The 17882-nt window shown below is 70.4% G+C and carries 19 protein-coding genes; 16 read left to right on the top strand and 3 right to left on the bottom strand.

Going from position 1 to position 17882, the window contains the following annotated elements; genetic code table 11:
• The first annotated feature begins 479 nt into the window (after positions 1-479).
• From ACZ3KJ_RS33405 to ACZ3KJ_RS33350, 12 genes are all read left to right on the top strand, one after another.
• Complete coding sequence (locus ACZ3KJ_RS33405; RefSeq protein WP_467532532.1) at positions 480-1775, top strand: hypothetical protein; 1296 nt, start codon at positions 480-482, stop codon at positions 1773-1775.
• Between the two features lie 87 nt (positions 1776-1862).
• A complete protein-coding gene (locus ACZ3KJ_RS33400) occupies positions 1863-3260 on the top strand; it encodes a replicative DNA helicase (protein WP_467532531.1) in 1398 nt (465 codons plus the stop codon).
• A gap of 363 nt (positions 3261-3623) precedes the next feature.
• On the top strand, positions 3624-3914 hold the full coding sequence (locus ACZ3KJ_RS33395) for a hypothetical protein (RefSeq protein ID WP_467532530.1): 291 nt from the start codon (positions 3624-3626) through the stop codon (positions 3912-3914).
• Positions 3907-4203 carry a hypothetical protein gene (locus tag ACZ3KJ_RS33390; protein WP_467532529.1) on the top strand — a complete coding sequence of 99 codons (297 nt, stop codon included), beginning with the start codon at positions 3907-3909 and terminating at the stop codon, positions 4201-4203. Before ACZ3KJ_RS33395 ends, ACZ3KJ_RS33390 begins: the two co-directional genes overlap by 8 nt.
• A gap of 614 nt (positions 4204-4817) precedes the next feature.
• Positions 4818-5279: a hypothetical protein gene (locus ACZ3KJ_RS33385; protein WP_467532527.1), complete on the top strand. Its 462-nt coding sequence runs from the start codon at positions 4818-4820 to the stop codon at positions 5277-5279.
• A gap of 89 nt (positions 5280-5368) precedes the next feature.
• Positions 5369-5959 (top strand): hypothetical protein, encoded by a 591-nt coding sequence (locus ACZ3KJ_RS33380; RefSeq protein WP_467532526.1) that lies wholly within the window; start codon positions 5369-5371, stop codon positions 5957-5959.
• A 93-nt stretch (positions 5960-6052) separates the two neighbouring features.
• Positions 6053-6622 (top strand): hypothetical protein, encoded by a 570-nt coding sequence (locus ACZ3KJ_RS33375; RefSeq protein WP_467532525.1) that lies wholly within the window; start codon positions 6053-6055, stop codon positions 6620-6622.
• A gap of 138 nt (positions 6623-6760) precedes the next feature.
• Entirely contained in the window at positions 6761-7264 is a 504-nt protein-coding gene (locus tag ACZ3KJ_RS33370) for a hypothetical protein (protein WP_467532524.1), read from the top strand.
• 207 nt (positions 7265-7471) lie between these two features.
• Positions 7472-8158: a hypothetical protein gene (locus ACZ3KJ_RS33365; protein WP_467532522.1), complete on the top strand. Its 687-nt coding sequence runs from the start codon at positions 7472-7474 to the stop codon at positions 8156-8158.
• A 96-nt stretch (positions 8159-8254) separates the two neighbouring features.
• Complete coding sequence (locus tag ACZ3KJ_RS33360) at positions 8255-8887, top strand: DUF6248 family natural product biosynthesis protein (RefSeq protein ID WP_467532520.1); 633 nt, start codon at positions 8255-8257, stop codon at positions 8885-8887.
• Positions 8888-9050: 163 nt separating this feature from the next.
• A complete protein-coding gene (locus ACZ3KJ_RS33355; protein WP_467532519.1) occupies positions 9051-9671 on the top strand; it encodes a hypothetical protein in 621 nt (206 codons plus the stop codon).
• Positions 9672-10261: 590 nt separating this feature from the next.
• Positions 10262-11896 carry a DNA cytosine methyltransferase gene (locus tag ACZ3KJ_RS33350; RefSeq protein WP_467532517.1) on the top strand — a complete coding sequence of 545 codons (1635 nt, stop codon included), beginning with the start codon at positions 10262-10264 and terminating at the stop codon, positions 11894-11896.
• Positions 11897-12066: 170 nt separating this feature from the next.
• On the opposite strand, the gene ACZ3KJ_RS33345 is transcribed toward ACZ3KJ_RS33350, so the two are convergent.
• Positions 12067-12480 carry a restriction endonuclease gene (locus ACZ3KJ_RS33345; RefSeq protein ID WP_467532515.1) on the bottom strand — a complete coding sequence of 138 codons (414 nt, stop codon included), beginning with the start codon at positions 12478-12480 and terminating at the stop codon, positions 12067-12069.
• A complete protein-coding gene (locus ACZ3KJ_RS33340) occupies positions 12477-13034 on the bottom strand; it encodes a hypothetical protein (RefSeq protein ID WP_467532514.1) in 558 nt (185 codons plus the stop codon). The genes ACZ3KJ_RS33345 and ACZ3KJ_RS33340 overlap by 4 nt, the downstream gene beginning before the upstream one ends.
• 81 nt (positions 13035-13115) lie before the next feature.
• On the opposite strand from ACZ3KJ_RS33340, the gene ACZ3KJ_RS33335 reads away from it, so the two are divergent.
• Both ACZ3KJ_RS33335 and ACZ3KJ_RS33330 read left to right on the top strand, forming a co-directional pair.
• On the top strand, positions 13116-14360 hold the full coding sequence (locus tag ACZ3KJ_RS33335; RefSeq protein ID WP_467532512.1) for a helix-turn-helix domain-containing protein: 1245 nt from the start codon (positions 13116-13118) through the stop codon (positions 14358-14360).
• Positions 14357-14902: a flavoprotein gene (locus ACZ3KJ_RS33330; RefSeq protein WP_467532510.1), complete on the top strand. Its 546-nt coding sequence runs from the start codon at positions 14357-14359 to the stop codon at positions 14900-14902. Before ACZ3KJ_RS33335 ends, ACZ3KJ_RS33330 begins: the two co-directional genes overlap by 4 nt.
• A 150-nt stretch (positions 14903-15052) precedes the next feature.
• Here the strand turns inward: ACZ3KJ_RS33330 and ACZ3KJ_RS33325 are convergent, their stop codons facing one another.
• Complete coding sequence (locus tag ACZ3KJ_RS33325) at positions 15053-15433, bottom strand: hypothetical protein (RefSeq protein WP_467532509.1); 381 nt, start codon at positions 15431-15433, stop codon at positions 15053-15055.
• A 242-nt stretch (positions 15434-15675) separates the two neighbouring features.
• Between ACZ3KJ_RS33325 and mobC the strand changes: the two genes are divergently transcribed.
• Entirely contained in the window at positions 15676-16110 is a 435-nt protein-coding gene (mobC, locus tag ACZ3KJ_RS33320; protein WP_467532507.1) for a plasmid mobilization relaxosome protein MobC, read from the top strand.
• Positions 16110-17876, top strand: a complete 1767-nt coding sequence (locus tag ACZ3KJ_RS33315; protein WP_467532506.1) for a relaxase/mobilization nuclease domain-containing protein — start codon at positions 16110-16112, stop codon at positions 17874-17876. Before mobC ends, ACZ3KJ_RS33315 begins: the two co-directional genes overlap by 1 nt.
• Positions 17877-17882 lie beyond the last annotated feature (6 nt).

Below are 17882 nucleotides of genomic sequence, written 5' to 3'. Positions count from 1 at the left end.
TCAGGAGGTCGCGGACGACAGTGCGGACCTGCCTCGCTGCCCCGGAAAGCTGTTCTCCGCGGCCCGGATCCCGAGGCAAGATCTTCGTGTGCCTCCCATTGCCTCCGTCCCTTGCGAAAACCAGGACCGGGCCAGCCCCATGAAATGCCGATGGCCGCCCTGCCTGCCAGCAGAACGGCCATCTAGATCGACTCCCAGCCTCCACAGCTTGAGTCGTAGGTCGGCGATGACGCCGGGGCCCGAGCCCTGCCAGGGGCCCGAGGTCACCACTCACAGAATAGAACGAGCGGCGGTGTACACGCAGCAGCGTGTCCCAGGTCACCACGTCTCTTTTCCGTCACTTGCCGGTATGCGACTCCCCGAACCACCCAGGGGAGACCCCGCACGATGTACCAGACCCACCCAACGACACGCAGCGTCACGGCACCGACTCGTTCGGTCGCACCCGCTGTGTTCTTCGCCACCAAGGCGGTGGCGCCGTGAAGCGCCCGCAGAAGGCGTTGTCCGCCGCTGCCGCTCCGCCGGACGGCGATGAACTGTACGAGTTCTCCGGCACCATCACCGACTACTGGTCGTACACGCAGGTCCGTGACTACCTGATGTTGATGCCGGGAATGACGCACACCGCGTACCGGCTCTATAGCCTGCTGCGGTCGATGATCGCAGAGGCTTCCCGCCAGTCGTGGAACGGCATGCGGCGCATGACGATCGACCAGCTCTGCTGGCTGCTGCCCGGCCCGAAGGACAAGCCCACCAGCGTCTCGACCATGTACGAGGTCCTGGGCACGTTGGAAGACCTCAACCTCGTCGTGCCGAAGGACGTGCTGGAGCTAGAGGGCATCAGCCAGCTCAAAGGCAAGGAGCGGGCCGCCAAGGGCATCTCCCGCGGCTTCGTCGTCAACGACCTGCCCCCCGACGCCGTCCACACCGGGTGGCGCAACGCGTGGGACAAGCTCGACGCTTACCGGCCGGACTGGCGAGAGAACCCGCCGGCGCCGCCCACCCACCTCACCGAGATCGAGGCAACGCCGAACGGTCAGATCCGAGCCAGGGTCCGGTTGGTCGACTCCAACGGCGAGCCGTTCCAGAAAACTGGAACGCCGCAGGTCGGAGCCCCCGAGACCCCCTCGTTCCAGAAAACTGGAACGTCCTTCCAGAAAACTGGAACGCCAGACCAGATTTCTGGAACGGATCTTCCCCTGACCAGCGAAAACGATCACCCTCTAAGAAGCTCTCTCAAAGAAGCCTCTCTCTCTGGTGACCCGGGTGCCCCAACGGGCCCCACCGTCACGGCGAAGGCCAGAACGGGACGAGGAGAGGAGACTTCGGCTTCGCCGGAGAACGACACCGCCCCCTCGGCTGCCGCCGAGGAGCCGGACACCCACGACGACGTGCGGGTGGCGGAGGCCTGGATCGCCTCCCGCCAGAGGCACGGTCACGGTGTCCCGGCCCGCAGCCGGACCGCGATGGTCCGTGACGCGGCCGCGCTGCTCGCCGACGGCATCGATGTTGAACACTTGGTCGCCGCGGCCGCCGATATGGGCAGCCGAGGCAACTGGTACTCGCTGCCGCGTCACCTGGAGCGGTTCGTCCCGCCGAGGAGCGTGGTGCCCGGCCAGCGCCCCGCACTGCCCGACTGGTGCGGCAAGTGCAACGACGGCATCCCGCCCGCCCAGCCGGGCCAGCGGATGCGCGAGGCCGACGACGGCCGCCTGATCCGGTGCGAGTGCCACCCGAGCCACCCCAGCAACGCCAAGAAGCCGGTGCTGGCCTAGATCCTCCGCAGCACAACGGCGGCAGGGGAGCCCGTGGAAAGGCCCCTGCCGCCGCTCGAATCACCCGGTTCAAGAAGGGATTCACCCATGAGCGTACCCACCCAGCACGACGGCATCGAGGACGGAGGCGGCTCGCTGTTCGATGAGGGGCCCCAGACTGTCCCGTTCGAGCGTGTCCCGCCCAACGATGTGGAGGCCGAACGGTCCGAGCTCGGCAGCATGCTGCTGTCGAAGGACGCCATCGCCGACGTCAACGAGGCCGGGGTTCCCAGCGAGGCGTACTACCGACCGGCGCACGGTGTCATCCATGACGCGATCATGGACATGTACGGCAAGGGCCAGCCGGTCGATCCGATCACGGTCGCCGCGTACCTGACGAAGTCCGGCGACATCGAGCGGATCGGTGGCGTGTCCTACCTGCACACGCTGGTGCAGTCGGTGGTGACGGCGGCGAACGCCCAGTATCACGCGGAGATCGTGGTCGAGCGGTTCAAGCTGCGACGCCTGATCGAGGCGGGCACCCGGATCGTGCAGATGGGCTACGCGGCCGAAGGCGAGGTCGCCGACATCGTCAACGCCGCCCAGGCCGAAATGCAGGCGGCGGCCCAGCTCGGGGCCGGCGGCGGGCTGGAGCGGGTCTCGGACGTGGACGACATGCTGGAGGAGTACCTCGTCAGCATGGACGCGCCGCCGCCCGAGCGCCTGCCGCTGCCGTACGCCGACCTCCAGGCCATGCTGCCGATGGAGCCCGGCGACCTGGTTGTGATCGCGGCCCGTCCGGCGATCGGCAAGTCCGTGGTCCTGCTCGACATCGCCCGGCACGTGGCGATCAAGCACCGGATGACGGTGCTGATGTCGTCCATGGAGATGAGCCGCCCGCAGCTGATGGAGCGGATCATCGCCGCGGAGGCGCGCGTCCCGCTCAACCGCGTCAAGGACCGGCACTACGAGAACGACGACCGCCAGCGCATCCACGACGCGGCCCTGACCATCGGCGGGGCGCCACTGGTCGTAGACGACGGCCCGGCGGCCACCACGGTGCAGCTCCGTTCGCGGCTGCGCTGGCTCCAGGCGCAAGGCAGGCTCCCGCGCGTCCTGGTGGTGGACTACCTCCAGATCATGCGGGCCTCCGGCAAGCGCGGGCAGAACCGCACGGGCGAGGTGGACGAGATCAGCCGCGGTCTGAAGGCACTGGCCGGCGAGTTCGGGATCATCGTCATCACGGCGGCTCAGCTCAACCGCGAGGTCGAGAAGCGCGAGGACAAGAAGCCGATGATGGCCGACCTGCGCGAATCCGGGTCGATCGAGGCCGACGCCAACGCCGTGATCCTGCTGCACCGCCCCGACGCGTACGACAAGGAGCACGAGCGGGCGGGCGAGATGGACTTGATCATCGGCAAGAACAGGCAGGGACCGACGGGTACCGTCACCGTCGCGTTCCAGGGCCACTATGCGCGTGCCCGCGACCTCGGTACGGGCTTCTGACCTGCTGTAGGTTCTCAAATCCCGTGTCATTTTCTCCGCAGCAGTCTCATCCCCGTGTCATGTCGCAGGTCAGCGGCCTGCATCGAACGGGTGAGCTGAGGAAATGACACGGATTCTGAGAATCCGACGGTCGACATCACGTGAGAGTCTCCCACGCGTTCAGCCAGGTCCGCCGGGCGGTGACCGTGACGTCGATCGGCCACCCGGACGCCGGCGCGATTCTCCGGCTGTGCGCCGATTGGCCGACGCGGTCGCCGAGGCGGGGGTCGCCAGCCGGGCGGAGCGGGCCGCGGCACCCGCGCAGCCAGTCGACGGCGGCCGCCGCGAGCGGGCAGACTCGGAGCAGACCGAAAGGGGCACGCAATGACCGCACAGCCGATCCACCCGCACGAGCCGGAGCGGGTGCCGCGCAACGCCGAGGGCATCGCGGCCGCGCTGTCGGGCGAGCGCCGCATGGAGTTCTACCGCGAGCTGCTCGCGGCGGCACCCGAGGAAGCGGAGGGCGTCCTGCGGCGCTGGTGGTGCGACGCGATGCTCGACACCGACCCCGCCGGAGACCGGCTCACCGCGGCCGCGCTGGAGGGAACCCTGCCGACGACAGCGGTCGCCGACCTCTGCTGGCGCCGCCAGGACGCGGGCCTGCCCGTTGAGTGAGCCCCACGACGAGAACCCGCAGGGCTTACCGTGCGTGCTGTCCGAGGAGGTCACCGAACTCCTCATGGACAAGGCCCTGCCAGGTGACGTGTTCGGCGCCATCGTGGCCGCAACGGTCATGATCAACGAGACCAGCGGCCAGGTGCCCGGCAGCACCGCATCGTCACGGTGGCCCCAGCAACGGCGCATGCCGCTCGGCGCGGACGGCTCACTCGGCATCGCCGAGTACGTCATCGTCGCCGACGCCGACCCGCCGCACATCGTCCTCACCCGCATCCAGCTCTACTGACCCGCCCGACACCCGGGCCCGGAGAGACACCCGTCTCGCCGGGCCCTTTGCCGTGGCCGAGACCAAGCCGGACGGGCACGCCGGCGCCGCAGGAGACTCGTCGGCTGATCCCTCTCCCAAGTCACCTCTTAAGAGGTGGGGCGGCTACGCGCCGGGGTTTACATGGCCAGCCGTCGCCCGGCTGCGGCTTTCGCTGTTGTGCGCGTAGTAGGGGCCGGCGGGGAGGGGAGGGGTGCCCGGCGGGGGTCCGGAGTGCCGTCCGGCGGGCCGGAGTTGGGCCGGGCGCCGTACTGCCGCCGTCGCGGATGCGTGAGCGTGAGCAGAGCGCGCCGTCCGGGCGTGGCTGAGGGGGAGCGGCTGCTGCCGCGATGTGGCCGGGGCCGTCGAGCTGGTCAGCCCTGTCCGCATCGTCGTGGCAGGGCGTCCGTCTGCGGGCCCGCGGCGGGTACGGGGAACTCCTCGAAAAATGCCTTTGACCTGCTGTTTTGTGGGGTGTCGGGCTTGACTCACCCCCTAAAACTTGAGAGTATTGGTTACGTCGGAAGGGGGCGGGAATCCCCGACCGGCCACCGGGCCCCGGGCCCACACCGAGAACCCTCAACGAAAGGCTGAGCATGGACCACGACGACCTCACCACCCCGGACCGCGCCGAGCGGGCCCGCACGGTCTGGGAGATGTACCGAGACCTGCACGGCGAGGAGGTCAGCTACCTGATTGCCGACCTGATGCACCTCGCCGACGTGGACGAGCACCCCGGCGGCGGTCTGCACGCCGTCCTCAACGCCGTGCGCTACTACGGCCACGAGCAGCCGACGTGGCCGGTCGAGCAGTCCAAGGAGCCGAAGTACCTGGGCCAGTTCCGCCGCACGGGCGAGGAGTGGATCACCATCGCCGAAGGCGACGACTCGGTCGAGCCCGAGGACGTGGCGGGCCTGCTGTGGCCGCAGATGCAGAAGGCCGACTTCCGCACCGGCGAGATCCCGGCCCACGTCCAGGACCTCGCCCGCGGCCACGTCCTGGTCGCCGAAAACGGCACCGCGTTCCGCGTCATCGAGAACCCTGCCCGCAAGGGCTGACCCTCTCGCCCGGCGGGGTGGACGGGGCGGGAATCCCGCCCACCCCGCCGGGGCCCACCACCGAAACACCTCAACGACCCAGGAGAGTCATGAAGAACCGCGACGAGTACACCGAAGCCGCCGCGCAGATGTCCGACGCCATCGCGCTGCTGCTGTCGGCCCAGGCCTCCGGCTGGATCGCCGTAAGCCTCGCGGAAGGCACCCACGACGGCATGGTCTACCGCGAGCGCGCGGAGGCCGAGGCCGACCAGACCGAGCCGTGCGCCTACGTGCGCATCCCGGAACTGCGCAATGGGCGGATGCTCAACTGCCCCCCTGTTGCGGTCAGTGAGTGCGCGGACTACCTCCGCTTCACCGCCGCCCTGCGCAGGCTGGCGCCGGGTCACACCCCCGTCCTGTACAGCACGGGGCGCCTGATCGGCCTGCCCGATGCGCCCTGGGGTGCCGAGTACCGCAAGGTCCACCGGCAGCCGGGCAAGCGGTCCCTTCGGTCCATCGTGTCCCGCACGGTGGTGCTCCGGGATCTCGTCACTCACCTCCCCGGCGGCGGCGACGCCCGCACGGCGTACACCGACGGCAGCCGCATTCACCTGAGCATCCGGGAGCCGAACCCGTTCCCGTGCGAGGTCACCTACACGCCGACCGGCAGGGTCGCCCCCAGTTACTCCACCGGCAGCTGACCAGCGACACCCCGGCGGGCGGACGCGGGGCGGGAATCCCCGTCCGCCTGCCGGGCCCAACCCCACCGAAGAACCTCAACAAGGAGCACGTCCATGAGCGCCACCACCCTGAAGACCCGCATCGGAGAGCCGGACATCGAGTGCCGCTACCCCGTGATCATCGGCCAGGACCGGGTCATCGGGCAGGCCTACCGCTGGCACCGTGACTGGCTTGTCGTCACCACCGAGGGCGAGCACAACCTTCGCCGCCCGCCGACCGGTACCAAGGGCATCGACATGGCCGCCGAGTACCTCGCCGAGGAGTACGCCGCCGGTCGCGTCACCGCCGTCACCCTGGAGCAGATCCGCGCCGAGGCCCCGAAGCCGCTGAACGGCCCGGTGCCCCTGCTGCACCCGCGGATGCCCGCCAGCCCGCGCAACATCGCGGGCGCTCACGTCGCGTTCGCCGGGCTGACCGAGCACCACTGGCGGGCCGTGCTCCACGGCTTCCCGGGGTCGGACAACCCCTGGTACCTCCAGTGCGAGCTGTGCCCCTGGTCCGGCGTCCGCTACTGGAGCCACCACCGCGGGCGCAACGGCAACCCGCCGTCCGCCTTCCGCCACGAGGGCGGATGCATCGGCGAGGAGAAGGTCCGCGCGCTGATCCCCGCCTACCAGAAGTAGCCCGCCGTCCGCCGGGCCCGGATCTCCCCGGGCCCGGCGGCACCGCCGCACCACACCGCCCGGACGCCGGCGGGGCGGGAATCCCGCCGCGCCCGGGCCGCACCGAAGAACCTCAACTCCCCTGGAAGGGACGTCGACATGATCGTCTTCGAGCCGACCGAGCAGGCCCGCGCCGCCGCCGTCCGGGCCGCCGTGCTGGCCGACATCGCCCGCCGCCGCACCCTGTTCGCCTCCGCCTGGAACGGCCGCGCGCTGCTCGTCATCGCCGACCTGCTGGACATCGTCACCCTGTCGCTCTACGAGGAGGAGCCGACCCGCCCGGACGGCATCTGCGACAGTGCCCGGCTTGCCCTCGCCGATGCCGAGACCACCGCCATCGAGGCCCCGGGCACCGGCTTCCCGGAAGGCTTCGGGCAGTACGTCACACACGCCCTGGACCGCCGCCCGCTCATGGCTTCGGCTCCCCTCGGCTTCACCGCCTGCGGCCTCGCCGACGACGACGCCCAGCTTGTGGCCGCGCTGGACACCCTGCACGACCACGTCACCGCGGCTGCCACCGAGGAAGTCGTACTGGCCCTGCTGGAGGCCGTGTTCGCCCTACACGGCAAGCGCGCCGACCTCGCCCAGCTCGCCCGCGGCTGACTCCGGACCGGAGCCGCCTCACCGCCCGGGCCCGCCCTCCGAGGGTGGGCCCGGGCGGGGCCCTGAACTGCGGATTCACAGGGGAGAGGAGTTGACCCTCCCCTAGAAATTTGAGAGTATTGGTTACGTCGGAAGGGGCGGGAATCCCGACCGGCATCGGCCCCCGGGCCACACCGAGAACGCTCAACGAACGAAGGGCACAACCCCATGACCATCAGCACGCCGCGACTCGACAACCTCACGGCCGGCGGGACCGAGAAGGTCTTCGACGGCATCCGTCTCGCCGACGGGCACGTGCTCACCCTCAACGTCGCCCCCGGCGGCGCGACGGCGGAGGTCTTCCTGTTCCCGGGCCTCGACGCCCCCGACACGGAGGCCTGGGAGAACGAGGACCAGTGGGAGGACTGGCTGACCGGCCGCGAGTTCGGCGACGGCTCGCTCTACGTGGACGTGCCGGTCGAGGCCGTGCGCGACCTGATCGTGGAGCACGGCGGCGAGCACGAGAACCAGGAGGCCCCGTACGCCCCGGAGAAGCCCGAGACGGCGGAGGCCATCGCGATCCGCGCCCTCAATGAGCGGGGCATCACCGTCCACCGCGACGACGACGCCGGGAACACGTGGCTGGTCGTCGGGCACAACCAGACCCGCAAGGGCTTCCCGCGCATGCTCGTCGAGCCCTACGTCGTGCTCTACCTCTACAGCGACACCGACGACGAGGAGATCACCGTCGACCGGGCGCCCGCGACCGGCGACGAGTGGACCGTCCTCGCCGGTGACGGCATCGGCGCCGAGTGCGAGCTGATCACGCGCCCCGCCGACCAGTTCGCCGACTGCGTCGAGGCCATCACCGCGTGGCTCGCCACGTCGCAGCCCGCGCCGTCGCAGACCGGCTGACCGGCGCCAGTCCGGCGGGGAAGCGGGGCGGGAATCCCGCTCCCCCGTCAGGCCCGGCACGACCGCACCGAACCCCCTCAACCGAAGGACCGCAGCATGAACGAGACGTCCAGGGCCGACTTCCCCGTCATCCGCCGACCGCAGCGCATGCTCACGGCGCAGGAGCACGAGAGCGTGCGGGACACCGCCCTCCTGAACTTCCAGGGCGGCTTGATCATGGGCATCATCGACCCGGTGCCCAACCCTTCGCCGATGAGCGAGGACGAGGGAGCGTGGGTCCGCGAGCAGGTGTGGCCCGAGTTCATGACGAAGATCGACCGCAAGTACCCGTTCGGTTTCTGGCGCTGGTCGATGTGCGAGCGCGGCACCTGCTGGAACTGCCTGGCGAAGCGCTGCGACCTGTGTGTCCACCGCCAGGAGGGCGGCCCGCACGTGGACGACAACACCGACTGGGTGCACGACGCCCGCGGGCGGGGCGTCGCCAAACTCATCGTGCGGCCCGACGACGCGCCGTGCGTGTGGTGGTGCCGGTGCCCGTGCGCCAAGGGCGGCCCGGCCCCCGACGGGCCCGCGCGGCGCCGGCGGCGGGCGAAGCAGGCGGCCGCGGCCAAGCCCGAGGCGGAACCGGCGGAGGCGGACAGCGTTGTGCGGCCGGACCGGGCCGCCGCCCTGCGCCAGGGCGGCCGTGCCCCCGAGCCCGTGGACGAGGCGCAGTACACCCTGTTCTGACGGCGGCCGTCGCCACCTGGAGCCGGACGTCGAGCGGCCCGGCGGGGCGCAAAAGCGTGGGAATCCCGCCGGGCCGTGCGGTCCGGCCACCGAGGGCCCTCAACAGCCCATAACCGAACCAGGCACCATCGTAGCCAGGAACGACACCACCAGGAGTACACCCGTGAAGAGTGCCGACGGCCGCCAATGGGCGACCCGTGAGGACCTGATCGACCACAGCGGCTACGGCCGGACCACCCTCACATCCCTATGGCGGGACCGCCGGGCCAACGGCCACCCCGAACCCCGCGACATCGACGGAGTCATGCACTGGGACCTGGAGGAGTGGACCGCATGGTTCGAGGAGCACCGCCAGCGGCCCCGCGACCTGTCCGGGGTGGACCGCAGCGGCGACCCCGACGAGCAGCTCCCGCCCGCGGGCCAGGCTCGCCTGCTCGGCGTCGATCCGGCCCGGATCACGCAGTACACCAAGAACCCGCCGCCCTGCTGGCCGGACCCGGTCCGGGTCGAGGAACTGGCGACCCGCACCCGCGAGTACCGCACCCGTCGCCAGCTCTGGCGGTTCGTTGACGACCCCGCCAGCGGGTTCGGTACCGCCGGCGGACGCCCGTCCGGCCGCGTCGCGAAGGAGAAGAAGCCGGACCCGCGCGTCCAGGTGGCCGCCGACGCCCTGGCCGCCCAGCCTGGCCGGAAGGCCGGAGAGGTGGCCGCCGACCTCGCCCGCGAGCACGGTCAGTCCGTGGACACCTGGAAGCGGATCGTCACCCAGGCCCGCCAGCGATAGCGGCGCCGACCGGCCGATGGCCAGTGCACCCCGAGGCAGGGGCGCGCTGGCCATCGGTACGTCAGAGGGCGGGAGCGGCGGCCCGTGAAGTCACCTCTTAAGAGGTGGGGCGGCTACGCGCCGGGGTTTACATGGCCAGCCGTCGCCCGGCTGCGGCTTTCGCTGTTGTGCGCGTAGTAGGGGCCGGCGGGGAGGGGAGGGGTGCCCGGCGGGGGTCCGGAGTGCCGTCCGGCGGGCCGGAGTTGGGCCGGGCGCCGTACTGCCGCCGTCGCGGATGCGTGAGCGTGAGCAGAGCGCGCCGTCCGGGCGTGGCTGAGGGGGAGCGGCTGCTGCCGCGATGTGGCCGGGGCCGTCGAGCTGGTCAGCCCTGTCCGCATCGTCGTGGCAGGGCGTCCGTCTGCGGGCCCGCGGCGGGTACGGGGAACTCCTCGAAAAATGCCTTTGACCTGCTGTTTTGTGGGGTGTCGGGCTTGACTCACCCCCTAAAACTTGAGAGTATTGGTTACGTCGGAAGGGGGCGGGAATCCCCGACCGGCCACCGGGCCCCGGGCCCACACCGAGAACCCTCAACGAGACGGAGGACGTGGATCATGGGTGACACTCATGCCCTCGGCGAGTCCGCCAGCGGGATGCTGAGCTCCGCCGCCGATGCTGCCGAACAGGAGGCCGCCGACACGGCGGCCGTCACCATGGCGTCCGGCCACCCCGCACTTGTCGAGTGCTGGAAGGCGGCCGCCACCCTCACCAAGTACGCCAACGAGAACCCTGGCGACCGGCAGGCCGAGCAGTGGAGGTTCGAGGCCACCGAGCGCATCGTGGAGTGCGCGCACGCAGTGAGCGAGGGTCACGAGACACGGCAGGACGAACTCGCGCGGGAGGCCCGCAGCGAGCGCGCCGCCGTCGCGCTTGGGCGGATCGAGGACCAGGGGCCGGTCACCGCCGAACGGCTCGCCGCCCTGGACGAGGAGACCCGCAGCCTCCTGGAGTGGTACGCGCGCCCTTTCCCGATCGAGTGGCTGTGGGCCCCCGAGCGCGACACCTTCGGCCGCATCCTGCGCAAGCGCGTGATCGTGCTGTTCCACGGTCCCGGAGGCCTCTCGCTGGGACTGAGCGAAGTCCTCGGTGAGGATGTCGACATCATCGGGATCGACCTGGACGGCGGCGCCGTCGCCACCGCTCGCGCCGCAGGGTTCCGCGTCGTCCGCGCCGACGTCACCGCACTCAACCCGGAGAACCCGGCACTCCAGCACGTCAGCATCATCGCCCTCACTCCGCCGTGCCAGGCGTTCACCCCGAGCGGACTCGGCAGGGGGCGCTACGCCGGCGCCATCGACGTCATCTGCCACGTCATCTGGGAGGCGAGCGCGGCCGCCGGGTTCACGCCCTGGGAGCACTCGCCGACCGGCTACGCGCCCCGCTCCGGCGACACCTGGGACGAGGTACGCGCCCCACTCGCGCAACTGGAGGACCCGCGCGCCGGGCTCATGGCGGAGGTCATCATCTGGCCGCTCGGGATGATCGCGCGGCCCGGCAGCATCCTGGAGTGCGTCATGGTCGAGCAGTCGAGCGCACTGCCCCGGCAGATCGAGGACGCACTGTTCGCCGAACTGACCAACGCCGGTTGGCACACCACGGAGGCGTGGACGCTGGACGCGGTCGACTACGGCGCCTCGCACCGCAAGCGCCGGTTCATGACCGCCTACCGCGGCGAGGTCGCGCCTTTCGTGAACGTCGTTCCCGCGGAGCCGATCCCGGCGCCGACGTTCGCTGAAGTCGTCGGATGGCCCGAGGGCCGGGTCTACCTGACGCGCGGCCACCGGCCCGTCGATCCGGTCACCGGACGGGCCAAGGGCGGCGGCTCACGCAGCGCCGATCTTCCGTCCACGTGCGTCACCGCGACCGCGTACGGATGGGCGGACTCCGAGACCGGCGAGACCATCGGCCAGTCCGACATCGGCCGCCTGGTCGGCTTCCCCGCGGACTACCCGTGGACCCACGTCGGACGCGGCCGCGGAGTGCGCAACGTGGCCCAGCAGGCGGCGGACGCTGTCTGCCCGATGGTCTCGGCCGCTGTCTTCGGGCGCATCCTCGGAGTCGAGAACTGGGAGACGAAGGTACGCGCGTACGTGCACGAGCTGTACGGGATCGACACCGGTGCCAGCACCGCCGAGCCCGAGCAACTGGACTTGTTCGCCGAGGAGCCAGTGACGTCCGTGGCGGCGTAGTCGCAGGTCCCGGGCGGACCGCGCAAAGAGCGGTCCGCCCGGGACCTTTCGGCGAGCACTGACGACATGGGGAAGCCCCCAGCAGGCCAGGTGATGAGCGGCATCCTGCTGGGGGCTTCGTGCACCCGCGCCCACGGGGGTGGCGGCGGATGCGACCCGGGACAGTGGCTTTATGCGGGCGAGCGGGAACGCCCCGAAGAGGCGCCGGTGCGCGTCCGGTTCGCGGTGAGCCGGTCCAGTCGCTCGTACAGTCCGCGCAAGACCTGCGCCCGCTCCTTTATGGCGTCGAGGGTGGGTTCGGCGGGAGTGCCCAGCCGCTTCGTGGCGTCGGCCAGAACGGTCTCGGTCAGCGCCTTTCCACTGCTGTTTTCGGGGAGCCAGTTGCACAGGCGCTGGACATCGATGGCGACGAGGTTCGCATGCCCGGTGAGCTGAAGCGCGATCTGCACGCAGTCATCCGGCGGCAGGTCCGCCGACGCATCCAGGGCGAGCACTGTCTTGGCCAGCAGCAGGTACGGCTTGCGGTCGAGCGGCAGCCTCGCGTAGATGGCGCCGTGCGGGTCGTACGTCACGCGCCCGGTCATGACGCGGTCCCTACGGTGGAGGCCTGCCAGCCGTCGAGAATGGCCAGTCCGTCGCACAGCGTCTGGGGGGCGAGACGGCCGGCGGGCACCTCGTCCAGTGACTCCGGATCCCGTTCCTCGGGTCGCTCGTCCACGCCGCTTTCGCTGGCAAGGTCGATTTGGGGGAGCGGAGGACGACTCAGCCAAGCCGCCGTCCACGAGCCCGGGGACGTCGTCACGTCCGCAGGCACCAGGACCCACGAGCCGACCGGCAGTACCCGGACCCCGGCAACGCCCGTCCATAGGTTCGCCCAGCCGGGCTCCATGAGCGCGATCAACTTGCCGCTCGTGTAGTCGGCGATGAGGCTGTAGCCGTGTTGGACGGGCAGCTTCTGAGCGTCCAGTGCGGCCAGACCCTGCTCCAGCGGAAGCACCACGACGTCGACCTTCCGACCCACACGTCGCAGCCGGGTCGACCACACCGACTTCCGGTCCAGCGCATCGGCGCGTTCACCGCTGAGCGTCGCCAGCGCGACCCAGGTCAGGGGCGGGGGAGTCTTCGGGGACTTGGCCATATCCGGACGGTAGAGGCGGTACAACAGAGTGAGACCACGCAATGTGCGTGGGTTGTCTCGACTCCGCCCCGGAGCGCATCCATGGACAGCACCTTCTTCGGCCGTCAGGTCAAATACTTCCGCACCCGACGCCGTCTGACCGTACGGGAGTTCGCCTCCCTCATGAACAAGTCGGTGCGATGGGTCGAGGACCTGGAAGCAGGCAACCGGCAGACTGACCCGAACCTGTCGGTGGCGAGGCTGGCCGCCCTCCGTCTGGGTGTCACACTCGACCGGCTGATCGCCGAACCCATCGACGTCGAGTGCGCCGGGGAGAACGAGATCGCAGCCGTGCGCGCAGCGCTCCAGCGGCACGATGTCATCACCGGAGCATGCGACGACTCGAACGCGGATCCGGTCACCGTCGCGACGCTGCGGCGCGGTCTGGACTACTCCCGAACCGCCTTCCAAGCCGGTCACTTCCAGCAGCTCGGCAACGACATCCCCACGCTTCTAGTCGACGCCACCCGGGCTGCCCACCGCCACGCCGGCGACGACCAGGCCACCGCCTACAGCGTGCTGAGCCTGACCCTTGAACTTGCCGAGGCGGCCGCCATCAAATGGGGCGACACTGAACTCGCCGTACTCGCCGGACACCGCGCCGTCGCAGCCGCCGAGCACAGCCAGAACCCGGTCATCATGGCGTCAGCAGCGCGCCACTTAGGCGACGCGATGACGATGCACGGAGAGGCGGCGGCCGCCACCGAGTTCATCCTCGCCGCGGCCACCCGCCTGCAACCCGACCTGCTGCGCCAAGGACCAGAGGGATACTCCGTTCTCGGCATGCTGTTCTTGAAAGCCGCGATGGCGTCGGCGGCGGCCGCGGAAGCCGAGGACCGCCACCCGGAGCGGCACGCCCGCCGCGTCCCGGAGTTCCTCGGCGAGGCCGACGAACATGCCGCCCGACTCGGGGGAGACGCCAACTACCTCTACACCGCGTTCGGCCCGACCAACGTCGCTGCCTACCGCGTTGCCGCACACGTGCACCTGTCCGAGGGCGCCGACGCCGTCGCCGTAGCGCACGGCATCCCTGCTTCCGCGTTCCAGGCCCTACCGCGCGAGCGCCGCGCACATCTGCTGACGGACCGGGCCCGAGGTGAGACCCAGGACGGACTACGCGAGGACGCCGTGACCACCCTGCTGGAAGCCGAGGAACTCGCCCCGGAGGAAGTACGCTGTCGCCCCCGCACGCGCGCCCTGGTCGAGGACCTGCGCCTGCTCGGAGTCCCGCCTTCCGTCCAGGGAAGGTTGCGTCTGCTCGCTGATCGCTGTGGACTGCCCGGGTGACCAAGACCCTGTATCTGATCTCCTGTGCCGCCCCACCTGCCCAGCACCTGCCCGTCCCCATCCGCGCCGCCAAGGCCGCCGGGTGGGACGTGTGCGTGATCCTGACACCGAAGGCGTATCGGTGGGCCACCGAGGACGCGCCGGGCACCATCGCGGAGCTGGAGAAGCTAACCGGCCACCCGGTGCGGCACGAGTACAAGCTACCGTCGCAAGCGGATGTTCTACCCGATGCGGACGCTATGCTCGTGGCCCCGCTGACCACGAACACCCTCAACAAGTGGGCGGCCGGCATCGGCGACACGCTCGCTCTCGGACTGATCACCGAGGGCATCGGACTGAGGCGGCCGATCGTGGCGTTGCCGCACTGGAACAACGCTCAGGACGCCCACCCTGCCGTACACCCCAACGTCGCCATTCTGCGCGAGGCGGGGGTCACGGTGCTGCTCGGTGAGGGCGGATTCGTCCCTCATCGGCCACGCCACGGCAACGTGCACGCCTACCCGTGGCAAGCCGCCCTGGACGCACTTCCCGCCGCGCGGTAGCCGCATCCGACCGTTCCAGTTTTTGGACTGCCCACCTGCCGGGCAGACGCCCGCGCGACGTCGGCGACCGTCACCGTGACCGGCGGCACCGATCCCGGGGCACATACCAAGAGGGGCCCCGCAGGGCCCCTCTCTACGTTCGCTGGTCGGTCAGACCGACAGGGTTGCGGAAGCCGTCCCTGTAGACTCTCCGACGCCTTCCTGCGCAGGCACCACGGCCACTGGTTGCGTGGTCGAGGTGTCCGGGAACGTCTTCTCCGTCACCTCCCTCTTGGCTGCGGCCCTCTTGGTCCGCGGGCGTCCCTTTGGACGCTTCGCGGGTTCCTCGGCGCCGATCTCCTTCAGCTCGTCCGCAGTCCAGCCCGCGGCCTCCGCCGCGGCGAACGCCTTCGCGTATGGCTCGTCCAGCGCGGTCAACTGTTGTTGGAGTTCCTGGCGCTTCTCCAGGACTTCCGCCAGCGGCTCGAACGCCGCCTCGCGGGCCGCCTGGATCTCCTTCATCCGCTGTCTGATCTCGTGTGCACTCGCCATGCCGTGATCGTACTGGCAGGGCTCCCGCGGCGACCTCAGGTGCGCGTTCATCACCGCAGGTCGCAGGGTTTTTGACGATGGGCCACGTGCAGCGTGTGCCGCTCTCGGCGGCATTAGGTACCGGAAGCGAGTTAGTGCTTACTGGGCCCAGTAAGCGTGATCCCCGGCTTTCTGCCCATTACTGTGGGCGGCCGGTGATCTTTGGTCCGAGCACGGACCGGTGGGTTGGAAGGGAGGCCGCCGTGGCAGAGCCATCGGCAGCGGACGGCCGGCGCCGCGCGCCGAAGCGTCGCCGCGAACGCGAGGCCGATGGCACTCGCGACAGCCGCATCAAGGTCTCCTACAACGACACCGAGCTGTCCATCGTTGCCGAGGCTGCCGCACGCGACAACCAGGCCCTCGCGTCATGGGTCGGATCCGCCGCATTGAACGTGGCCAAGGAGAAGGTTGTTCCCGTCTCTACCGACTCCCGAGACGTTCTTGCTGAGCTGATCCAGGCGCGCAATCAGGCTTCGCGTATCGGCAACAACGTCAACCAGATCGCGAAGGCTTTGAACGCCGACGGCACCGTGACCGGAGCCCAGCTCGCGGCCACCTTGGAGGCCATTCTCAAGAGCGTGCAACGCTTGGACGAGGCGACGCTCCAGGTGATGCGTGAACGGCGGCAACGGCCGTGATGCCGAAGAAGGCCAGGGACGGCACCGACACCTGGGGACTGCTGGACTACCTCTACGGCCCGGGCAAGCGGGACGAACACATCGACCCGCACATGGTGGCGTCGTGGGACGACCCGTACGTCGAGGACCCGGCACGCTCGCCACACATGACGATTGCTGACCTGGCGCTCATCCTGGACGCCCCGGTGCATGCCCTGCTCTGCAAGCGACCGGCCAAGCACGTGTACCACGTCGCCGTACGCAATGCGCCTGAGGACCGACTCCTGACGGACGAGGAATGGGCGCGGGTCGCTCGCGAGATGATGCACGCCTCCGGCATCGCGGAGCACGGCGACGACCAAGCCTGCCGGTGGGTCGCGATCCGGCACGCCGACGACCACATTCACATCGTCGCGACCAAGGCCCGGCAGGACGGACGACAGCCACGGCTGCGGCAGGACATCCCGAAGATGCACGCGGCCGCGAGGCAGTTCGAGGTCGAGTTCGGACTCCGTCGGCTGACACATGGCGACAAGACCGCGCGGACGTGGCCGAAGACGGGAGAACAGGAGAAGGCGACCCGGCGCGGACTGCCGGAGCCGGTCCGCGAGACGCTTCAACGGACGGTGCGCGAGGCCGCGGCCGCGGCCGTGAGCGATGACGACTTCTTCGTCCGGCTCACCGCGTACGGGGTGCGGGTGAAGCAACGTGTGGCACCGGACGGGAACGTCACCGGATACTCGGTTGCGATGCCCGGCGACCGCGACGGCGGACAGCACGCGGTGTGGTTTCCCGGCGCCCGGCTCGCCTCCGATCTGTCGCTGCCGCGCGTGCGCGAGCGATGGCAGAACCCGGTGTCCGTACCGGCGGTCGCGCCGGCGGATATGTGGCGCGAGGCGGAGCGCCGGGTGCGCGCGGCCGCCGAGCAGCTCGGCGCTGGCGGGCTGCACCAGGGGGCCGGGGACGTTGCCGCGCTCGGCGACCTCATCGTCATCGCTGCTGTGACTTCTCCGCGCATGGTGCGCGACCGGTTGAAGGACGCGGCGTATGAGTTCGAGCGCGCTGCACGCGTGCCGGGCGACCGTGCGCTGGAGGGCCAGGCGCGCGGACTCTATCGGGAGTCGGCACAGTTGCTGTCCCGGTCGGCGGCCGCGGCAGGACGCAGCGACACGGTCGCCGCGCTCGGATTCCTGCTTGCCCTGGTGACCGCGATCGAGGCCTCTCGCCGATGGCACCAGGCGCAGGAACACCGGGCGCAGGCGGAGGCTTCTGGACGGGCCGGTCGACTGCTGCGTGAGGCGGTCGAGGTGACCGCCGGCGCGAGCGCGGCACGCGCGTACCGGCCGCGCCCGAAGCGCACGGTTGCCCGCCCCTCGGGACACCGCCGGGCACCTGTGGTCTCGGGGGACAGGCCGATGGCGGGCGTTGTCCAGGAGGCGGTTCCCGAGCACGCGAGTGTGGTCCTCGCGGACCCGGCGTGGCCCGCGCTGCGCACACGGTTGGCGGCGATCGAGGAGACTGGGGAGGATCCCGTCGGCGTCCTCGCTGCGGTCGCCGTCCGCAGGGAGTTGGGTTCAGCGGACTCGGTCGCCGAAGTGCTTTCATGGCGGCTGGACGGGTGGCAGCGTCAGCGCGGTGCGACGGTGGCCGCCACTGGCAAGAGCCCGTCGCCGACGTCCTCGGACGGCACTGGCCGCACCGGCGCGCCGGGCGAGATGGGGAAGCCCGGACCGACACGTCGGCCCCCGGGTGAGGAGCAGCGCAAGGGCCCGCGGCGGGCCCGGTAACGAGGG

It is taken from the genome of Streptomyces sp. NPDC003248, assembly GCF_055563235.1.
The sequence above is the reverse complement of the archived record's forward strand: the minus strand, read 5'-3'. Positions and strand labels throughout refer to the sequence as shown.